A 17721-nucleotide genomic window follows, 5' to 3' on the forward strand; every position below is an offset into this window, starting at 1 on the left:
AATCCGGAAATAGATGAGCGACTCGCAGACATGATTGAGATTAGGCCATTTGCACGCAAACTTGCACCATGAAAAAGGCCCTTCTTGCGAAGGGCCTTTTGCAGTCCTTATTTTTTCCGCGGCACTTTAGGAACCGACGATTTCGCCGTCGAAGCCTTGGCGGCAGGCTTTGGCGCGGCCTCGTCCTTGCCAGCCAGAACCTTTTCCTTTTCAGCCTTCTTCGGTGCTGCCTTCTTGCGCACAGGCTGCTTCTTCTCAGCCGGAATATCCTTCTTAGGCGTAACCGGCTTGTCGGAAACAGTCTCGAGAGCAAGATCGGTCTTGCCGTCATCCTTCGTAATCACATCGACGCGAACCGTGCCGCCATGCTTGAGCTTGCCGAACAATACTTCATTGGCCAATGGCTTCTTGATGTGCTCCTGAATGACGCGAGCCAGCGGACGCGCGCCCATGCGCTCATCATAACCCTTGTCAGCAAGCCATGCGATAGCAGGCTCAGTCAGTTCGAATGTCACGCCACGTTCTGCCAGCTGTGCTTCGAGCTGCAGCACGAACTTCTGGACGACCTGATGAATGACCGGAACCGGCAGTGGTCCGAATGGAACGATCGCATCGAGACGGTTACGGAATTCCGGCGTGAACAGCCGGTTGATCGCTTCCATGTCGTCGCCTTCGCGCCGGGTCGAACCGAAACCAATCGCGGCCTTTGCCATATCGGCAGCACCGGCATTGGTGGTCATGATCAAAATCACGTTGCGGAAATCGATCTTCTTCCCGTTGTGATCGGTAAGCGAGCCATGATCCATAACCTGCAACAGAATGTTGTAGAGGTCTGGATGCGCCTTTTCGATTTCGTCAAGCAACAGCACGCAATGCGGATGCTGATCAACTCCATCGGTCAGAAGGCCACCCTGATCAAAGCCGACATATCCTGGAGGGGCACCGATCAAACGCGATACCGTATGGCGCTCCATGTATTCTGACATATCGAAACGAAGCAGTTCAACGCCCAGCGAAGAAGCAAGTTGCTTGGCAACTTCCGTTTTACCGACACCTGTTGGGCCGGAGAACAGATAGGAGCCGATTGGCTTGTCTGCTTCACGAAGGCCAGCACGCGCGAGTTTGATTGCAGACGAAAGCGCTTCAATCGCCAAGTCCTGACCATAGACCACACGCTTCAACTCGGCATCAAGATGTGCAAGCACCTGCTCGTCATCCTTCGAAACCGATTTCGGCGGAATCCGTGCCATGGTGGCGATTGTTGCTTCGATTTCCTTGACGCCAATGGTCTTCTTGCGCTTGTTCTCCGGCAGAAGCATCTGGCTCGCACCAGTTTCATCGATCACATCGATGGCTTTATCAGGCAACTTGCGGTCAGAGATATAGCGTGCGGAAAGCTCTACAGCCGACTTGATGGCATCAACAGTATATTTGACTTTATGGAAGTCTTCAAAATACGGCTTCAGACCCTTCATGATCTCAATCGCATCCGGGATCGATGGCTCATTGACATCAATCTTCTGGAAACGACGCACCAGAGCGCGGTCCTTCTCGAAGAACTGACGATACTCCTTATAGGTCGTCGAACCAATGCAACGGATCGCACCCGAAGAAAGCGCTGGCTTCAACAGGTTCGATGCGTCCATCGCACCGCCCGAAGTGGCACCTGCACCGATGACCGTGTGAATTTCATCGATGAACAGAACCGCACCCGGATATTCTTCGAGTTCTTTCACAACCTGTTTCAGGCGCTCTTCAAAATCACCCCGATAACGGGTGCCTGCAAGCAGTGTACCCATATCGAGCGAAAAGATCGTCGCGTCAGCAAGCGCTTCCGGCACATCGCCTTCCACGATTCGCTTTGCCAAACCTTCAGCAATCGCCGTTTTACCAACACCCGGATCACCCACATAAAGCGGATTGTTCTTGGAGCGTCGGCAAAGAACCTGAATCGTGCGACTGATCTCAGTGTCGCGTCCGATCAACGGATCAATACGACCCGCTTTGGCCTTTTCATTCAGATTGACGCAATAAGCAGTCAATGCATCCTGCTTTTTCTTTGCGCCTTCTTCCGGCTCCACGCTGGTGCGTTCTTCGCTCGCACTTTCAGCACCACGCGGCGTGCGCGGTTCGCTGCCCTGCGTGCGCTTGGAAATGCCATGCGAAATATAGTTCACAGCATCATAACGCGTCATCTGCTGCTCTTGCAGGAAGTAGGCAGCATGGCTTTCGCGTTCAGCGAAAATGGCAACCAAAACATTGGCGCCGGTCACTTCTTCTCGATTTGACGACTGAACATGAATGACAGCGCGCTGAATCACGCGCTGGAAAGCCGCCGTCGGCTTCGAATCTTCATCATAGCCAGTGACGAGATTGTCCAGTTCACGGTCAATATAATCGGTAACGATCTTCTTAAGATGCTCAAGATCGACGTTACAGGCGCGCATCACTGCGCCCGCATCCTGATCGTCGATCAGGGCAAGTAAAAGATGTTCGAGCGTGGCATATTCGTGATGCCGCTCGTTCGCGATGGTAAGCGCCTGATGCAGCGCCCTTTCAAGGCTGGGAGAAAACGATGGCATATGACCTCACTTTTTCTCCATTACACATTGTAATGGATGCTGGTTTTGGCGGGCAAAATCCATGACCTGACTAACCTTAGTCTCAGCAACTTCGTATGTGAATACGCCGCACTCACCGACACCATGATTATGGACATGCAACATGATACGCGTCGCGTCGTCCATGTCTTTTTGGAAAAAACGTTGCAGGACATGAATGACAAACTCCATAGGAGTATAGTCATCATTGAGAAGCAAAACGCGATAGAGACTTGGCTTCTTGGTTTTGGTCTGCGTGCGCGTGACCACAACGGTCCCATTATCGGGTCCGTTCCCGCCATTTGCCTTGCTTTGCATGACTGGATTTAAATGCCGCATGTAACCTATCACCCGATGCCCAACTCTATCGCCTGCTTGCCCCTTTATGTAGGGCGTCATACGGTGATTTTAAGCCCTTCCTTGCGACTTGCAACCGAGACTTCTTGCAAGTTGGCGCATTGACACATTTATCCGGGTCACTTCGTCGGAGTAACGAAAATTTGACCCCCCACTTACATGAGGCCTTACTCACAGAATTACGTATTTCTTGCGCACAACTTCACAGCTTGCCCATCAACTTTTTTTTAGAAATTATGAATAATGCGGTTACCATAAACGGATTGGTAACGCTGATGACATTAAGGTTCCCGAATTAGATTGCTGTGTGCCCTTTGTGCCGCAGCTCAAAAACCGGGATACAGGCAGGTCATTATCGTGCGTATAGCATTCAGTAACGTAGCATATGCCTTGAAAAGAGCGGCGCAAGCCACACTTCTTCTAGCTGTTGTAACAGGCTGCTCTACGGCCTCAACGACCGTTCCAGCTCTAGCCAATGACAGATATGCTGCCATTGTTGTCGATGCCAACACAGGTAAAACGCTGTTTGCATCAAACCCGGATGCAAAACGCTACCCTGCGTCGTTAACAAAGATGATGACGATCTATATGCTGCTTGAAGCTATTCAGACCGGTCGCATCAATAAAGATACACGTATTCCAGTCTCAGCCTATGCCGCAGCTCGCCCGCCGACAAAAATAGGCTTCAAAAAAGGCCAGACTATTCGCGTTGAAGATGCAATTCTTGCAATGGTGACAAAATCTGCCAATGACGTTGCAGCAGCATCGGGCGAATTCCTCGGCGGCTCAGAAGAGCGTTTTGCCCAGATGATGACTGCAAAAGCCCGTCGCCTTGGCATGAGCAACACCACATTCCGCAATGCATCCGGTCTACCAAACATGCAGCAGGTCACAACTGCGCGTGACATGGCGATTCTCAGTATCGCCCTTCGTCAGCATTTCCCACGCGACTTTGCATATTTTTCGCGTAGCAGCTTCGATTATCGCGGTCAGACCATTCGCGGTCACAACCGTCTTCTTGGCCGCATTGAAGGCGTTGATGGAATCAAGACCGGTTATACCAATGCATCCGGCTATAACCTTGCTTCGTCAGTCAATCTCGATGGACGTCGTATCGTAGCAGTCGTTATGGGTGGCAATACTGGCGCGAGCCGCGATGCACACATGGCGCAGCTTATTAAGAAGTACTTGCCAGCAGCAACGCGTGGCCGTGTATCTGAACCGCTTATTGCAATGCGTAGTGAAGTGCCTCAGGTCGTCGCCTCTGCGGCATTGCCAAAGGCTCGCAACGCGCCAGTTCCGGTTGCTCGTCAAGTTGCTGAGGTTGCGGACGTCATCAACAATGAATCGGGCGAAGGCGACGTCGAGCAGCCACAGGTGCTGGCGCTTGCAGCCCCTACCCAGCGCCCGGCAGCAATGGCCGCACAGGCAGCGGTTCGCCCAACGCCAAAGGCAGTAGTTCCTTCCGCACCAGTGCCACATGAAATTGACCCGGTCACAACAGCATCTGCACCAGCAGCATCTGGTGGCTGGGCCATTCAGGTCGGATCGCTGCCCAGCGAAGGTCAGGCCCGCGATATGCTGACCAAGGTTTCGTCGTCCGTTGGCGCTCCTCTGCGTTCGGCATCCCCCTACACCGAGACATTTGTGAAGGGTAACGCGACTTTCTACCGTGCCCGCTTTGTTGGCTTTTCTTCAAAGCAAGCCGCATGGGATGCATGCGCATCACTGAAAAAGAAGAACTTTGGCTGTTACGCGGTCGCAAACTAATGAACGCGGGAGAGTTCGCTCTCCCGCATAGCTTTAAACCCGAAATTTGTATTGCGTAGAGGGTTTCGAGATGTCGAATATGAACGAGACACTGACACAACATGCTTTGGCACCCAACCTGTGGACAGATGAGGCACACCGCCCGTCGGCACTCGGATCGCTGTTTTCAGTGCAAGCCTTGAAGCAAGCTGCACTTCGTATTGCCGACGTGCGCCACGGCAAGGCGTTTCATACGCGTGATCTGGTGGGCGTGCTGGTTAGCCACGCTGCCCGCAACCGCCGCATGGTTAAGCCACGCACGATGATGCGTATGACCTTACCCGTGACGGCTGATAAGGTGGCGGTTCGCCTCATAATCGAAAATTGATTTTAAAATTTTTCATCAAAAAAGCCTGCCAGTTCGGCAGGCTTTTTTATTTGGTCAGAGCAAACCCAAGGCCGCTAGTTCTTGTCGCAATTCGGATGGCAAAGCGGCTCTTCCCGACTTGCCTGACGCCTCATCAAGCGGAACTTCATTGTCATTGAGATAGCGCCAGCCCTGAAAAGCGCGGCGCGGCTGCCAATCCGTCGGATGGATTTTAGGTTCCAGCACCAAATGACAGCGATTGATGCCCTGCTCATCCGTAAACGGTCGTATATCCAGAAGACGCTGGCGGCATTGCACATTGCCTTTGATAACCCAATAGAGCGAACCGCCGTCGAGCAACTCTTCAGCGCGCTTGGGAACCATGCGTGTTGTGTGAAACTGTTCCGGGACCAGCCCAGCAGCACGCTGCTCCGCGAGCCGGAAATCGATCCAGGCTGCGAGATCTTCGATACTGTCGCAACCGACGCAAAGTTTTACGAGATTGAGTGCCATGGCGATGATTTAGCCAAGCAGAATGCAGTCTTCAAGTCATAAGAATTTTATCTTCAGCAGGCGACCACATTCACGGCCAAGCCACCCTGACTGGTTTCCTTATAACGCTCGCTCATATCGTGTCCGGTCTGGCGCATGGTTTCGATACAGGCGTCGAGCGGCACGAAATGTTGCCCATCGCCCTTTACGGCAAGCGAGGCAGCGGTGACGGCCTTCACGGCGCCTAGCGCATTGCGTTCAATACATGGCACCTGCACAAGACCGGCAACCGGATCACATGTCATGCCAAGATGATGCTCTAGGGCAATTTCGGCTGCATTCTCGATCTGCTCAGGTGTGCCGCCCATGACAGCAGCGAGACCCGCAGCAGCCATAGCAGAAGCCGAGCCGACCTCACCCTGACAACCAACTTCCGCACCCGAAATTGAGGCATTGTGTTTGATCACGCCACCAATCGCAGCAGAGGTGAGCAGAAAATCGCGAATACCCTTCGCGTCTGCATCATCATGGAAATGCAGATAATACCGCAAAACCGCAGGCACGACGCCAGCAGCGCCATTGGTTGGTGCCGTAACAACGCGCCCGCCCGAAGCGTTCTCTTCATTGACCGCCATTGCATAGACAGAGAGCCAGTCATTGGCGAGAAGCGGGTTAAGCTTGTTATTACGCCAATCGTCTTCAAGTCGCTCAAAAAGCTGGCGCGCCCGACGACGCACTTTCAGGCCACCCGGCATAATACCATCGCGGCTCAAACCGCGGTCGATACAGCCCCGCATAGCCCCCCAGATGCGATCCAGACCTTCATCAAGATCAAAGCACGACATATGGCATTCTTCGTTTGCGCGTTTCATATCAGCAATCGAGAGGCCGCTTTTTCGCGCCATTGTCAGCATTTCGGCAGCATTGTTAAACGGATAAGGTACATCAGCCTTTTCCTCACGCTTGCCGCCGCTGGTCTGCACGCGGCTTAGTTCTTCAGCAGTGACGACGAAGCCGCCGCCAATTGAGAAATAAACACGACGCAGCAACAGCCGATCACTTTTATCGTAAGCTTCAAACGCCATACCATTGGCGTGGCCGGGCAATGGCGTCTTGCGATCCAGAACCAGATCGGTTTTTGGATCAAACTGATAGGCAGGATGGCCAGCGGGCTGCACCGTTCTTGCGCGAGAAACCTTTTCGACTTCAGAATCCATGATATCAGGATCAATCGAATCAGGTGTGAAGCCGCAAAGGCCAAGAATCACTGCGCGATCTGTGGCGTGCCCAACACCGGTATAGGCCAGCGAGCCGTGAAGGCTTGCTTTCAATCGATAAACTTTAGCATTGGCAGGCTTTGGCCAATCACCACCAATAAGCTCCTTGAGGAACATATGCGCGGCAGTCATCGGGCCCATCGTGTGTGAACTCGAAGGACCAATGCCAATTTTATACAGATCGAATACCGACAGAAACATTCTACACCTATCCAACCCAAATCGGGCTGTGCAACTTCATATGCCAACCACGCAAAGCAGGCAGCAAAATGATATTACACCATTATAGATAGTTTAAGTGCCGAACAACGCAAACAGATTGCCGAAATGCGGCATCAAGTTTCCGCTTTACGCATCCCTTTCGGCATCAGACCGAGAAGAGATAAGCCATAAGAATGATTGTAGCGAGGCCAACGACTGCCCAGAGCGTAACGCCCCAGCAGGATTTTGGAACGGTTTCGTCCATGGAGATTTTTTTACAACCTTGTTGTGCAACTCTTATAAACAGCGTCCTTCACAACGCTGTTAACTGAGATATAGCCCTGACACATATTAAACGCAACTGTGAAAAATGGCAGAAATACGGCGCGTAAATCCACCCCATCGCAGCACGTTTCAAAAATCTATTTAGTATCAAAACGTTAATAAGGCGTATGTTTAACAAAAGCTTTAAAGTCACGGCAGAATTGGGGCATCAGGGTTGTGGAAGGAGCATATCTGTCTTGCCGGTCAGCCAGTAAGCGGTAAGGCCAACCCATTCCCGCATGGCGACGCTAAAGCGTGACAGGCCTTCATTGGGCGATTCAAAATAAAGTGAGAAACTCTGTTTTGCTGGCGTTTTATAATCTACTGGCCAAGCAACCACATCAAAACCCGCTTTACGGAAACAGCCGATTGAGCGCGGCATATGATAGGCGGATGTGACAAGCAGCCATGTCTCACCCGGTTTCGGTTGAGCCAGTTCTTTCGAAAATTCAGCATTTTCAACGGTGTTGCGCGACTTATTCTCAAAAATGAACCGATCACCCGAAAAGCCGAGATCAGCGAGCATCATGCGTGTGCTCTCAGCTTCGGATATAGCTTCTTCAAAAAAAGCACCATCACCGCCGGATACAATCACTTTTGCGTCTGGGTAAAGCTTAGCAAGCCGCATGGTTTCAAAGATACGATCTGCGGCGCTGTTTAGCTCAAAGCCTGGTCTCCCCGCATTAATATCGCCATTCATATAGCCGCCCAACACCACAATACCATCGACATGGGACGGCAATTCTGCCTGTTTCGGAAAGCGATCCTCCAGCGGCACCAGAAGCAAGCTTCCAAGTGTTGTATAAGCACTGAAAAACAGAACAATCGCGGCGCTTATCATCGCGGCAAGACCAAGCTTTCTGAAACCAGTCCATACCAATATCAGTGCGAGTAGCAGAAATACAAAGATGATCGTCAGTGGCTGAAAAAACAGCCAGAAAAGTTTTGAAACACTAAAAAACAAACTGATCTCCAAGAAGCGCTGCTGATTTCACACAGACCGGACGAATCCGGTTCTGTGACATACTATAGCCATGCAATGGCATGTGATAAGAATCTTCGCGACTCTCACTGTCAAAGCCTAGGACGCATTATGCAGACTAACGCCGAAATTAATCTGACCCCACCAAGCCGCCCGCGTCTCGAAAGAATTGACATAGCGCGCGGTTTGGCGTTGGTCGCCATGGCAATTTATCATTTTGGCTGGGATCTCGAGTTTTTTGGCTACATGGCAGCGGGAACAACCGGCCACGGCGGCTGGAAACTCTTCGCGCGCTGCATCGCGTCGAGCTTCCTGTTTCTGGTCGGTTTCAGTTTGGTTCTGGCGCATGGCCGCGCTATTCGCTGGAATGCGGTGGGAAAACGCTTTCTACAGATAGCCGCTGCCGCCGCTGCGATTTCCGCCGTCACCTATTACATGTCGCCGGATAACTTCATTTTCTTTGGTATTCTGCACCAAATCGCGCTGGCGAGTTTGCTCGGCCTTTTATTCCTACGCGTCCCGCCAGTGATCACGCTGATCGTGGCGGCATTCGTCATCACCGCACCGCTTTATGCACAGGCCGATATTTTCAATCAGATGTGGCTCGCCTGGGTTGGGCTTTCAACAATCCCGCCGCGCTCCAATGATTATGTTCCATTGTTTCCGTGGTTTGGCGCAGTGCTCATTGGCATTGCAACAGCCCGTATCTTTGAGCGATTCAACTGGATGCCAATACTTGCAGGCGGCATTCAACCGCGTCTACTGCAAAAGCCATTAACCTTCATTGGACGCCGTAGTCTGGCATTCTATCTGATCCACCAGCCTGTGTTGATTGCGCTTGTTTATTGCTTTGCACAAATCTCGCCGCCCGACCAGCGCCCCGTCTTTACACAATCGTGCGTCGCATCATGCCTGCCAAGCGGCAGCGAGACGCTGTGCCAGGCATTCTGCGGCTGCGTGGTCAGTGAGCTTGATAAAGCCAAACTGTTTGATGATGTCTTTAGCGGCAAGGCTGATCAGAACAACAACAGTACGGTTCAGCAGATCGCGCAGATGTGCTCACCCGTACCGGATAATCAATAAAATCAGGTAGAAACGCCGAGTTCCGCTAGACGTTCGATGCAAGCTTCTTCCACCTGATCAAGTTCGGTGAGCGTCTCGTCAATGTCACGGCGCTTCTGACGAAGATCGGCGCGCTTTTCTTCGACGCGCTTCATCAAAAGCTTGAGCTGCCCGGTTTCACCCGGAGGCTCACGATACATCTGCACGATCTCATGAATTTCTGCGATTGAGAACCCAAGGCGCTTGCCACGCATGATTTGCTTGAGGAGATGCCTGTCGGAAGGCCTGAACAAGCGTGTGCGACCACGCCTTACAGGCGCAATCAAACCCTCATCCTCGTAGAAACGCAAAGTCCGGGTAGAAATCCCGAATTCCCGTGTCAGCTCTGTGATCGTATAATATTCGCGCACAACTATATCCCTGCCTTGCAGTATGCAGGCGATTGTTGTGCAGCCGGACTTACGTAAAAGTCAATATTAAACCGTCACAATCAGTCATAATGATTATAAGTTGCAGGTACTTTTGGTGATGCACTTGCCATTATCGTGCCGCTCATGCGTTATAAAATGATAACAGTATCAATAATTGACAGCGATTCATGCGGCGTTCCATTAAATTTACGATCATCGGACTGGTCATTATTGCACTTGGCGGTGCTGCACCTTTTGCGATTGAGCCAATTGTTAAAAAGATCGGCGAAGGTTCGATACGCCAATTGGCGAAAGACGGCAATTTCTGCACAACGGATGATTGCGAAGAAGGCATAACTTATGCGATTGGCTTCCTCGAAACCAATTACGGCCTCTCTCCAGACAATGTGAAATGGTGCATGGGTGTCGATGTTATCGCGAATTATGAATTGCCATTTGGCAATGCACTCAAAAAGTCGATAACCGACCAGATGTATTCTCGTTGTGGCGATCCGGCTCAGGATGAACCTGTCGGCAACTATACGGCAGAATAAAAGGTCATACCGAATGAAACGACTTTTTCGTCTTGCCGCATGGCTGGTATTGGCCTTCATCTTCATCGTAACCATCAGCCCGATACAGTTTCGTCCAATAACGGGTGAACCCGCCGATCTTGAGCGCTTTGCAGCCTTCTTCCTCGTGGGGTTTCTATTTGCACTTGCTTATCCCCGGTACTGGATCGCTGTGTTGCTGCTTACAATCGGATGCGCTGGCATGTTTGAACTGATGCAACGGCTGGCACCCGGACGCCATGGAGAATTTGCCGATTTTGTCTTCAAAGCAGTTGGCGCGATGGCTGGCGTGTGTATCGGGCGCGGCCTCAGCTTACTTCCCATCTTTATAGAAAAGTCGAAATAAAAACTTTTCCTCCAACGGAACCAAAAGGTTGCATTATCGTTTTACGTTCATCAATTCCAATGGAGGTTTGAAATGGCCGATAACAAGACAGCTAATGACGTTCAGCAGGCTTTGGAACAGCAGGTTGCTGATTTGCGCGGTGAGCTGAAGCGCCTGTCTAAGTCTTTGGCTTCCCGCTCTAACGATCTGCGCGATAGTGCGGAAGATGCCTTTGATGATGCATCGGGTCGTTTCCGTCATGCAGCACAGGTCGTTCGCGAACGCGGACAGGCAGTCGCAGAGACCGTAAAAGAAAATCCTGGCACAGCGACCACTCTGTTTGGCACAGCCGGTCTTATCGGCATTGCGATTGGCGTAGCGATTGGCTGCGTGTTGTCAGACCGCCGCTAAAGACTTTTAGCGTTACATAAAGCCCGCGCCCTCCCAGCGCGGGTTTTTCTATTGCCTTTACCTAATTGTCCAAGACTGCTAATCGGAGCCATTGGCAATCTGCCACCGGTCGCAGCCTACCCGGTCAAAACAAGGACAAGCGTTTAATAGTTAGGCGTTAAGACTGCACCGTGGCTTTAAGTAAAGGCACGTAAATGTCTGAAAAGACGATATATTTTGATCTTAAACAACTTGGTTCAAACACCGCTGCCCCGCAATCTCCTGAAGAAGCAGTTCTTGAACGAGTTGCAAACCCACAAGCGGGAACGCCTTACTGCGTTCGCTTCACCGCACCCGAATTCACTTCTCTTTGCCCAATGACCGGACAACCGGACTTCGCCCATCTGATGATTGACTATGTACCGGGCAAGTGGCTGGTGGAAAGCAAGTCGCTCAAGCTCTTCCTGTTTTCATTCCGCAATCATGGCGCATTCCATGAAGATTGCACAGTCACCATCGCTAAGCGGCTTGTTGAACTGCTTGAGCCAGAATGGCTGCGTATTGGCGGCTATTGGTATCCGCGTGGCGGCATTCCGATTGATGTGTTTTACCAGACAGGTGAAACGCCCAAAAATGTCTGGATCCCTGAACAGTCTGTACCCAATTATCGCGGTCGCGGCTGATTGCAAAAACCGCTATCTATTGCCGCACAAATCACATTGCCTATATCCAAACCACACACCCAACAGGAAACCCAGATGAACAAAGTTATCCTACTTATATCGCTGGCCATTCTTTCGGGTTGCGGAGCAGGCAAAGCGGCGATGGATGCAGGCAAAGGCTTTGACCGATTTGGCTGCATGTCACGCAATATGAAGGGCGAAACGCCCTGCCCTTCACCAGACAATCCGAACCAGAACCCGTAAACAAAGCGAGCCGCTATGACCATTCAACCAAAAGACGTCCTTGATTTCTGGTTTTCAGCAAAAATGCGCGAAAACTGGTTCAGCAAGAGCGATGAGATCGATGCGGAAATTCGCGACAAGTTTCTGGCAGCCTATGAAGATGCGCGTGCCGACAAATTTGAAGATTGGAAGCAGCAGCCAGAAACCGCACTCGCACTGACAATTCTGTTTGACCAGTTTCCGCGCAACATGTTCCGCGGTTCGCCACGTTCATTTGAAAGCGACGGTCTTGCCCGTGATGTGACGACACGGGCGCTGGATCACGATTTTGATCGCAATCTGTCTGCTGATGAGCGCCAGTTCTTCTATCTGCCTTTCATGCACAGCGAAAATCTGAGCGATCAGAAGCGCTGCCTTGATCTTTATGAAAAGCTCGGCAACGAGTTTTCATTAGGCTTTGCGCGCCAGCACCACGACATAGTCGAACGTTTCGGTCGCTTCCCGCACCGCAACAAGGTTTTGGGCCGCGAAACAACAGCGGAAGAAGCCGAATTTCTCAAAGAGCATTCCGGCTTCTGATATTTAAAGCAGCCTGTAAGGCAAGATTCCACGGCGGTCGTGATCGACCGCCAACCTGCTTTTCAACGGCGGCACGGCACGCTGGACACATTCCGCCCGCTCGCAAATTCGGCAGGAAACACCAATTGGGTCGAATGCTGAACGTGTGGCAATATCAAGCCCATCCGCATAGACAAAATCCTGCGCATGCGTGACTTCACAGCCAAGAGCAATCGCATAGCGGCGCTGCGGCGCGTGGAAACCACCCTCGCTCTTGGTGAGCTCAGTTGCAACGCAGAGATAGCGCGCACCATCCGGCGTTTCGGCAAGCTGGCGGATAATCCGCCCCGGCGTCTCAAACGCCTGATGCACATTCCACAACGGACAGGCAGCACCATAACGCGCAAATTGCAGCTTGGCGGCACTATGCCGCTTGGTGATGTTCCCAGCACGATCAATACGCGCAAAAAACACCGGAACACCGCGCTGACCGGAGCGCTGTAATGTGCTCAAACGATGCGCGACCTGCTCCAGACTGGCCCCAAAGCGCGATGCCAGCAATTCCAGATCATGCCGCAACTCTTTGGCCGCGGACAGAAACGTCTGATAGGGCAAGACCAGCGCACCAGCGAAATAATTGCGCAGGCCGATTTTGCAAATCTCGACCGCCTCGGCTGAACGAAAATCGGCACGCTTTGCAATTGCTGTGACAAGCTCCTCCATTTCGAGTTCAGCAATCTGAAACGCAATCTGGAAATTGCGCGTCGAAGCTGGTGAATATGGATTGAGATAAAGCACCCGCGCAACAGGATCGAATCGCCGCAGAATGGCTTCATCCGGATCAGCACGTGCCACTCGTACGCGATAGCGTTCTTCCATGTATTGCGGCAGCGCCACGCCGATATCGCGAAATGGAATCCTCAGCTCGTCTGCAAGTTTTTCAGCTGCAATATCAAGCTCGTGCACATAATTGTCGATAAAATGAAAAAAATCGCGCACTTCTTCATAAGGCGCTGGTTCTGCAACCGAAGGCGCGCGCCCAAGTTGGTGATCGAGGCTTGCAATTTGTTCACTGTTCCGTCGATAAGCCTGATGACAGGCAATCAGCGCATGCGCCAATCCCGGCGCATTCTGCGTGATCAGCTTTAATTCCTGCAAATTCGGTTTGTAATTATCGAACACCGGATCGGCCAACGCTTCCGATACTGCTGATAACAACCGATCATCATCGCCCAGCGAAATGGCACCAATATCAATCTGATAATTTTCAGCCAATGCCAGCAGTACAGCGGCAGATACAGGCCGCTGATTGTTTTCAATCTGATTGAGATAACTCGTTGAAATACCTAAGCGTTCAGCAAAACCAGACTGGGTTGCCTTGTGCTGCTCGCGTATGTCGCGGATCTTCCTGCCAACATAGAGTTTTTTGGGTGCCATAACAGGGTGCCATATTTGCAAATTTGCATTTCGCTATTTGCAAATTTATAAGTTACACAATCGCACCTTTTCAAGCTTTCAGAATGCGGCATACTGGCTCTAAGCATTGAGACAATAATTCCGTAATTTCTTAGCTTTCCAAGGTCATAGCGAATGCAGGAACTTCTCGAACAGCTTGAAGCCCGTCGTGCCGAAGCACGTCTTGGCGGCGGACAGAAGCGCATCGATGCGCAACACGGCAAGGGCAAGCTCACCGCCCGTGAAAGAATAGATGTGCTTCTCGACGAGGGATCGTTCGAAGAGTTCGATATGTATGTCACACACCGCTGCACCGACTTCGGTATGGAAAAGCAGAAGATCGCAGGCGATGGCGTGGTGACTGGCTGGGGTACGATCAATGGCCGGCATGTCTATGTGTTCAGTCAGGATTTTACTGTTCTTGGCGGCTCGCTTTCAGAAACCCACGCACAAAAAATCTGCAAGATCATGGATATGGCGATGCAAAATGGCGCGCCAGTCATTGGGCTAAATGATTCTGGTGGCGCACGCATTCAGGAAGGCGTCGCGTCCCTTGCAGGCTATGCCGATGTTTTCAAACGCAATGCCGATGCTTCCGGCGTCATTCCGCAGATTTCCGTCATCATGGGCCCATGTGCGGGCGGCGCAGTCTACTCGCCAGCCATGACCGATTTTATCTTCATGGTGCGCGACAGTTCCTACATGTTTGTCACCGGCCCTGACGTGGTGAAAACCGTCACCAATGAAATTGTCACGGCAGAAGAATTGGGCGGCGCGTCAACCCATACGAAGAAATCATCTGTAGCCGATGGCGCCTATGAAAACGACATCGAAACGCTTGAGCAAGTTCGCATTCTTTTCGACTTCCTGCCACTGAACAATCGCGAGAAAGCGCCGATGCGTCCGTTCCATGACGACCCGGCTCGCCTTGAAATGCGGCTTGATACTTTGATCCCGGACAGCGCCAACAAGCCCTACGACATGAAAGAGCTGATTCTCGCTCTGGCCGATGAAGGCGACTTCTTTGAAATTCAGGAAGCTTTTGCCAAAAACATTATCACCGGCTTCATCCGTATAGAAGGGCAGACAATCGGCGTGGTCGCCAATCAGCCGATGGTGCTCGCCGGTTGTCTCGATATTGATTCATCACGCAAGGCAGCACGCTTCGTTCGCTTCTGCGACGCTTTCAGCATTCCGATCCTGACACTTGTGGATGTTCCGGGCTTCTTGCCGGGAACAGCACAGGAATATGGCGGCGTGATCAAACATGGTGCCAAGCTGCTTTTCGCCTATTCGCAATCAACCGTTCCCATGGTGACACTCATCACCCGCAAAGCCTATGGCGGCGCATATGACGTGATGGCGTCAAAGCACATCGGCGCAGACATCAACTATGCATGGCCGACGGCAGAAATCGCCGTCATGGGTGCCAAAGGAGCGACTGAAATTCTTTATCGCTCGGAGCTTAGCGACGCGGAAAAAATTGCGGCCCGCACGCAAGAATATGAAGAGCGCTTTGCCAATCCATTCGTTGCTGCCGAACGCGGCTTTATTGACGAAGTGATCATGCCGCACTCTTCCCGCCGCCGTATCGCCCGTGCGTTCTCTGCGCTTCGCAATAAGAGCCAGAACACGCCCTGGAAGAAACACGACACTATACCGCTCTGATAGCCACGGGTACGATACAGATGATCAAGAAAATCCTCATTGCCAATCGCGGCGAAATCGCATGCCGGGTTATCAAAACGGCGAAGAAAATGGGCATTGCCACCGTCGCAGTCTACTCAGATGCGGACCGCAATGCGCTGCATGTCAAAATGGCTGACGAAGCTGTCCACATCGGACCAGCGCCCTCGAACCAATCTTATATTGTAATTGATAAAATTCTCACAGCAATCAAAGAGACTGGCGCAGATGCGGTGCATCCAGGCTATGGTTTCTTGTCTGAAAATTCACGTTTTGCCGAAGCGCTAAAAGCCGCCAATGTGACCTTCATTGGCCCACCAGTGAATGCCATTGAAGCCATGGGCGACAAGATCACATCCAAGAAGCTGGCAAGCGAAGCCGGTGTCTCGACCGTTCCCGGTCATATGGGGCTAATAGAGAATGCGGACGAGGCAGTCCGCATTTCGACATCTATCGGCTATCCGGTGATGATCAAGGCTTCCGCTGGCGGCGGCGGCAAAGGCATGCGTATCGCATGGAATGACGACGAAGCCCGCGAAGGCTTCCAGCTTTCCCGCAACGAAGCGAAATCCTCCTTCGGAGATGATCGCATCTTTATCGAAAAATTCGTCACCCAACCGCGCCATATCGAAATTCAGGTACTCGGCGATCAGCACGGCAACGTGATCTATCTTGGCGAACGTGAATGCTCGATTCAGCGTCGCAATCAGAAAGTGATTGAGGAAGCGCCCTCGCCGTTTCTGGATGAAGCAACGCGCAGAGCCATGGGCGAACAGGCCGTAACTCTCAGCAAGGCGGTTGGCTATTTCTCCGCAGGTACTGTCGAATTCATCGTTGATGGTGATCGCAATTTCTATTTCCTCGAAATGAACACACGCTTGCAGGTTGAGCATCCAGTGACTGAACTCATCACTGGCATTGATCTGGTCGAGGAAATGATCCGCGTGGCTGCTGGTGAAAAGCTGCGCCTTAGCCAAGCCGATGTAAAACTCAACGGCTGGGCTATCGAAAGCCGCCTTTATGCCGAAGACCCCTATCGCAACTTCCTGCCATCCATTGGCAGGCTAACGCGCTATCGCCCTCCGGTCGAAGGGCACAATGCTAACGGCACCATCGTCCGCAATGATACCGGTGTCTTTGAGGGCGGTGAAATCTCGATGTATTATGATCCGATGATTGCAAAATTGTGCACATGGGGCCAGGATCGGACCAGCGCAATTATTGAGATGAGCAGAGCTCTCGATGCATTTGAAGTGGAAGGAATCGGCCACAATCTGCCATTCCTTTCCGCCGTAATGGAGCATCCTCGTTTTCGCGCGGGCGCGCTGACCACTGCCTTCATTGCCGAAGAATATCCCGATGGCTTTGCAGGCGTTTCCGTTTCGGAAGATGATGCACATGTACTCGCCACTGTCGTCGCACAGATCAACATGGTTGTCGAACAACGCAACGCCCAAATTTCTGGTCGGATTTCATCACAGACACAATCGGTTGCGACCGAATGGGTAGTCACGCTTGGCGGCCACAGCCTGCCGATCAAAATCTCAGAAGGCGAAGGCGGCACAGTCATCAACTTCGACAATGGTCAGAGCCTGCCCGTTGCCAGCGACTGGCACCCCGGCAATCAGCTTGGCTCGTTCACGGTTGACGGCAAGTCAATCGCAGTCAAGGTTTTGCGTTTAGGAACAGGCTGGCGACTGCGCTGGCGCGGCATTGATGTGATCGCTCATGTCCGAAGGCCACGTGTAGCGGAATTGGCAAAGCTCATGCCGGTTAAGCTGCCACCAGACACATCAAAAATGCTGCTCTGCCCTATGCCTGGCGTGATTACATCCGTTCTCGTGAAAGATGGCGATACGGTCGAGGCTGGTCAGCCATTAGCAACCGTAGAAGCCATGAAAATGGAAAATGTTTTGCGCGCCGAGCGTCGTTCGACAGTGAAGCGCATCGCTGCGGAAGAAGGTGCAAGCCTCGCGGTTGATGAACTTATCATGGAATTTGAGTGAGGA

18 protein-coding genes are annotated in these 17721 nt (G+C 51.9%); 11 read left to right on the forward strand and 7 right to left on the reverse strand.

Going from position 1 to position 17721, the window contains the following annotated elements; translation table 11 throughout:
* Positions 1-107 precede the first annotated feature (107 nt).
* The gene (clpA, locus tag RI570_RS01200) at positions 108-2582 is read right to left on the reverse strand and encodes an ATP-dependent Clp protease ATP-binding subunit ClpA (RefSeq protein ID WP_250040924.1); all 2475 of its coding nucleotides are present in this window, start codon (positions 2580-2582) and stop codon (positions 108-110) included.
* A 6-nt stretch (positions 2583-2588) separates the two neighbouring features.
* Positions 2589-2939, reverse strand: coding sequence for an ATP-dependent Clp protease adapter ClpS (gene clpS / locus RI570_RS01205; RefSeq protein ID WP_250040925.1), 351 nt, complete (start codon positions 2937-2939; stop codon positions 2589-2591).
* 375 nt (positions 2940-3314) lie between these two features.
* Between clpS and RI570_RS01210 the strand changes: the two genes are divergently transcribed.
* Positions 3315-4727, forward strand: a complete 1413-nt coding sequence (locus RI570_RS01210; RefSeq protein ID WP_313826593.1) for a D-alanyl-D-alanine carboxypeptidase — start codon at positions 3315-3317, stop codon at positions 4725-4727.
* A gap of 70 nt (positions 4728-4797) precedes the next feature.
* Positions 4798-5094, forward strand: a complete 297-nt coding sequence (locus tag RI570_RS01215) for a hypothetical protein (protein WP_313826594.1) — start codon at positions 4798-4800, stop codon at positions 5092-5094.
* Positions 5095-5148: 54 nt separating this feature from the next.
* On the opposite strand, the gene RI570_RS01220 is transcribed toward RI570_RS01215, so the two are convergent.
* The 3 genes from RI570_RS01220 to RI570_RS01230 form a co-directional block, all read right to left on the reverse strand.
* Complete coding sequence (locus RI570_RS01220; RefSeq protein ID WP_313826595.1) at positions 5149-5586, reverse strand: DUF1489 family protein; 438 nt, start codon at positions 5584-5586, stop codon at positions 5149-5151.
* A gap of 53 nt (positions 5587-5639) precedes the next feature.
* Positions 5640-7043: an L-serine ammonia-lyase gene (locus tag RI570_RS01225; RefSeq protein WP_313826596.1), complete on the reverse strand. Its 1404-nt coding sequence runs from the start codon at positions 7041-7043 to the stop codon at positions 5640-5642.
* Between the two features lie 493 nt (positions 7044-7536).
* Positions 7537-8331, reverse strand: coding sequence for a YdcF family protein (locus tag RI570_RS01230; protein ID WP_313826597.1), 795 nt, complete (start codon positions 8329-8331; stop codon positions 7537-7539).
* 129 nt (positions 8332-8460) lie between these two features.
* Here RI570_RS01230 and RI570_RS01235 point away from each other — a divergent pair, with 129 nt between their 5' ends.
* Complete coding sequence (locus tag RI570_RS01235; RefSeq protein ID WP_313826598.1) at positions 8461-9432, forward strand: DUF1624 domain-containing protein; 972 nt, start codon at positions 8461-8463, stop codon at positions 9430-9432.
* Positions 9433-9434: 2 nt separating this feature from the next.
* Here RI570_RS01235 and RI570_RS01240 read toward each other — a convergent pair whose 3' ends face one another.
* Positions 9435-9821, reverse strand: coding sequence for a MerR family transcriptional regulator (locus RI570_RS01240; protein WP_094507367.1), 387 nt, complete (start codon positions 9819-9821; stop codon positions 9435-9437).
* Between the two features lie 188 nt (positions 9822-10009).
* Between RI570_RS01240 and RI570_RS01245 the strand changes: the two genes are divergently transcribed.
* The 6 genes from RI570_RS01245 to RI570_RS01270 all read left to right on the forward strand — a co-directional run bounded on the left by RI570_RS01245 (position 10010) and on the right by RI570_RS01270 (position 12592).
* Entirely contained in the window at positions 10010-10375 is a 366-nt protein-coding gene (locus RI570_RS01245) for a hypothetical protein (RefSeq protein WP_313826599.1), read from the forward strand.
* A 13-nt stretch (positions 10376-10388) separates the two neighbouring features.
* A complete protein-coding gene (locus RI570_RS01250) occupies positions 10389-10739 on the forward strand; it encodes a VanZ family protein (protein WP_313826600.1) in 351 nt (116 codons plus the stop codon).
* Positions 10740-10811: 72 nt separating this feature from the next.
* On the forward strand, positions 10812-11129 hold the full coding sequence (locus tag RI570_RS01255; protein ID WP_250040939.1) for a YqjD family protein: 318 nt from the start codon (positions 10812-10814) through the stop codon (positions 11127-11129).
* 194 nt (positions 11130-11323) lie between these two features.
* Complete coding sequence (queF, locus tag RI570_RS01260; protein WP_313826601.1) at positions 11324-11791, forward strand: preQ(1) synthase; 468 nt, start codon at positions 11324-11326, stop codon at positions 11789-11791.
* Positions 11792-11866: 75 nt separating this feature from the next.
* On the forward strand, positions 11867-12034 hold the full coding sequence (locus tag RI570_RS01265) for a hypothetical protein (protein ID WP_313826602.1): 168 nt from the start codon (positions 11867-11869) through the stop codon (positions 12032-12034).
* Between the two features lie 15 nt (positions 12035-12049).
* Positions 12050-12592, forward strand: coding sequence for a DUF924 family protein (locus tag RI570_RS01270; RefSeq protein WP_313826603.1), 543 nt, complete (start codon positions 12050-12052; stop codon positions 12590-12592).
* Positions 12593-12595: 3 nt separating this feature from the next.
* Here the strand turns inward: RI570_RS01270 and RI570_RS01275 are convergent, their stop codons facing one another.
* Positions 12596-14008 (reverse strand): XRE family transcriptional regulator, encoded by a 1413-nt coding sequence (locus RI570_RS01275; protein WP_313826604.1) that lies wholly within the window; start codon positions 14006-14008, stop codon positions 12596-12598.
* Positions 14009-14161: 153 nt separating this feature from the next.
* On the opposite strand from RI570_RS01275, the gene RI570_RS01280 reads away from it, so the two are divergent.
* Both RI570_RS01280 and RI570_RS01285 read left to right on the forward strand, forming a co-directional pair.
* Positions 14162-15694, forward strand: coding sequence for an acyl-CoA carboxylase subunit beta (locus RI570_RS01280; RefSeq protein WP_313826605.1), 1533 nt, complete (start codon positions 14162-14164; stop codon positions 15692-15694).
* 20 nt (positions 15695-15714) lie between these two features.
* Positions 15715-17718 (forward strand): acetyl/propionyl/methylcrotonyl-CoA carboxylase subunit alpha, encoded by a 2004-nt coding sequence (locus RI570_RS01285; protein WP_313826606.1) that lies wholly within the window; start codon positions 15715-15717, stop codon positions 17716-17718.
* Positions 17719-17721 lie beyond the last annotated feature (3 nt).

The organism is Brucella pseudogrignonensis (genome assembly GCF_032190615.1).
Lineage (GTDB): Bacteria > Pseudomonadota > Alphaproteobacteria > Rhizobiales > Rhizobiaceae > Brucella > Brucella pseudogrignonensis_B.

Excerpts from the sequence above, each read along its gene's own strand:
- RI570_RS01275 (WP_313826604.1), bottom strand. The coding sequence starts at position 14,008 with ATGGCACCCAAAAAACTCTATGTTGGCAGGAAGATCCGCGACATACGC.
- RI570_RS01250 (WP_313826600.1), top strand. The coding sequence starts at position 10,389 with ATGAAACGACTTTTTCGTCTTGCCGCATGGCTGGTATTGGCCTTCATC.
- RI570_RS01245 (WP_313826599.1), top strand. The coding sequence starts at position 10,010 with ATGCGGCGTTCCATTAAATTTACGATCATCGGACTGGTCATTATTGCA.
- queF (WP_313826601.1), top strand. The coding sequence starts at position 11,324 with ATGTCTGAAAAGACGATATATTTTGATCTTAAACAACTTGGTTCAAAC.
- RI570_RS01265 (WP_313826602.1), top strand. The coding sequence starts at position 11,867 with ATGAACAAAGTTATCCTACTTATATCGCTGGCCATTCTTTCGGGTTGC.
- RI570_RS01285 (WP_313826606.1), top strand. The coding sequence starts at position 15,715 with ATGATCAAGAAAATCCTCATTGCCAATCGCGGCGAAATCGCATGCCGG.
- RI570_RS01280 (WP_313826605.1), top strand. The coding sequence starts at position 14,162 with ATGCAGGAACTTCTCGAACAGCTTGAAGCCCGTCGTGCCGAAGCACGT.
- RI570_RS01220 (WP_313826595.1), bottom strand. The coding sequence starts at position 5,586 with ATGGCACTCAATCTCGTAAAACTTTGCGTCGGTTGCGACAGTATCGAA.
- RI570_RS01255 (WP_250040939.1), top strand. The coding sequence starts at position 10,812 with ATGGCCGATAACAAGACAGCTAATGACGTTCAGCAGGCTTTGGAACAG.
- RI570_RS01235 (WP_313826598.1), top strand. The coding sequence starts at position 8,461 with ATGCAGACTAACGCCGAAATTAATCTGACCCCACCAAGCCGCCCGCGT.
- clpA (WP_250040924.1), bottom strand. The coding sequence starts at position 2,582 with ATGCCATCGTTTTCTCCCAGCCTTGAAAGGGCGCTGCATCAGGCGCTT.
- RI570_RS01215 (WP_313826594.1), top strand. The coding sequence starts at position 4,798 with ATGTCGAATATGAACGAGACACTGACACAACATGCTTTGGCACCCAAC.
- clpS (WP_250040925.1), bottom strand. The coding sequence starts at position 2,939 with ATGCGGCATTTAAATCCAGTCATGCAAAGCAAGGCAAATGGCGGGAAC.
- RI570_RS01225 (WP_313826596.1), bottom strand. The coding sequence starts at position 7,043 with ATGTTTCTGTCGGTATTCGATCTGTATAAAATTGGCATTGGTCCTTCG.
- RI570_RS01270 (WP_313826603.1), top strand. The coding sequence starts at position 12,050 with ATGACCATTCAACCAAAAGACGTCCTTGATTTCTGGTTTTCAGCAAAA.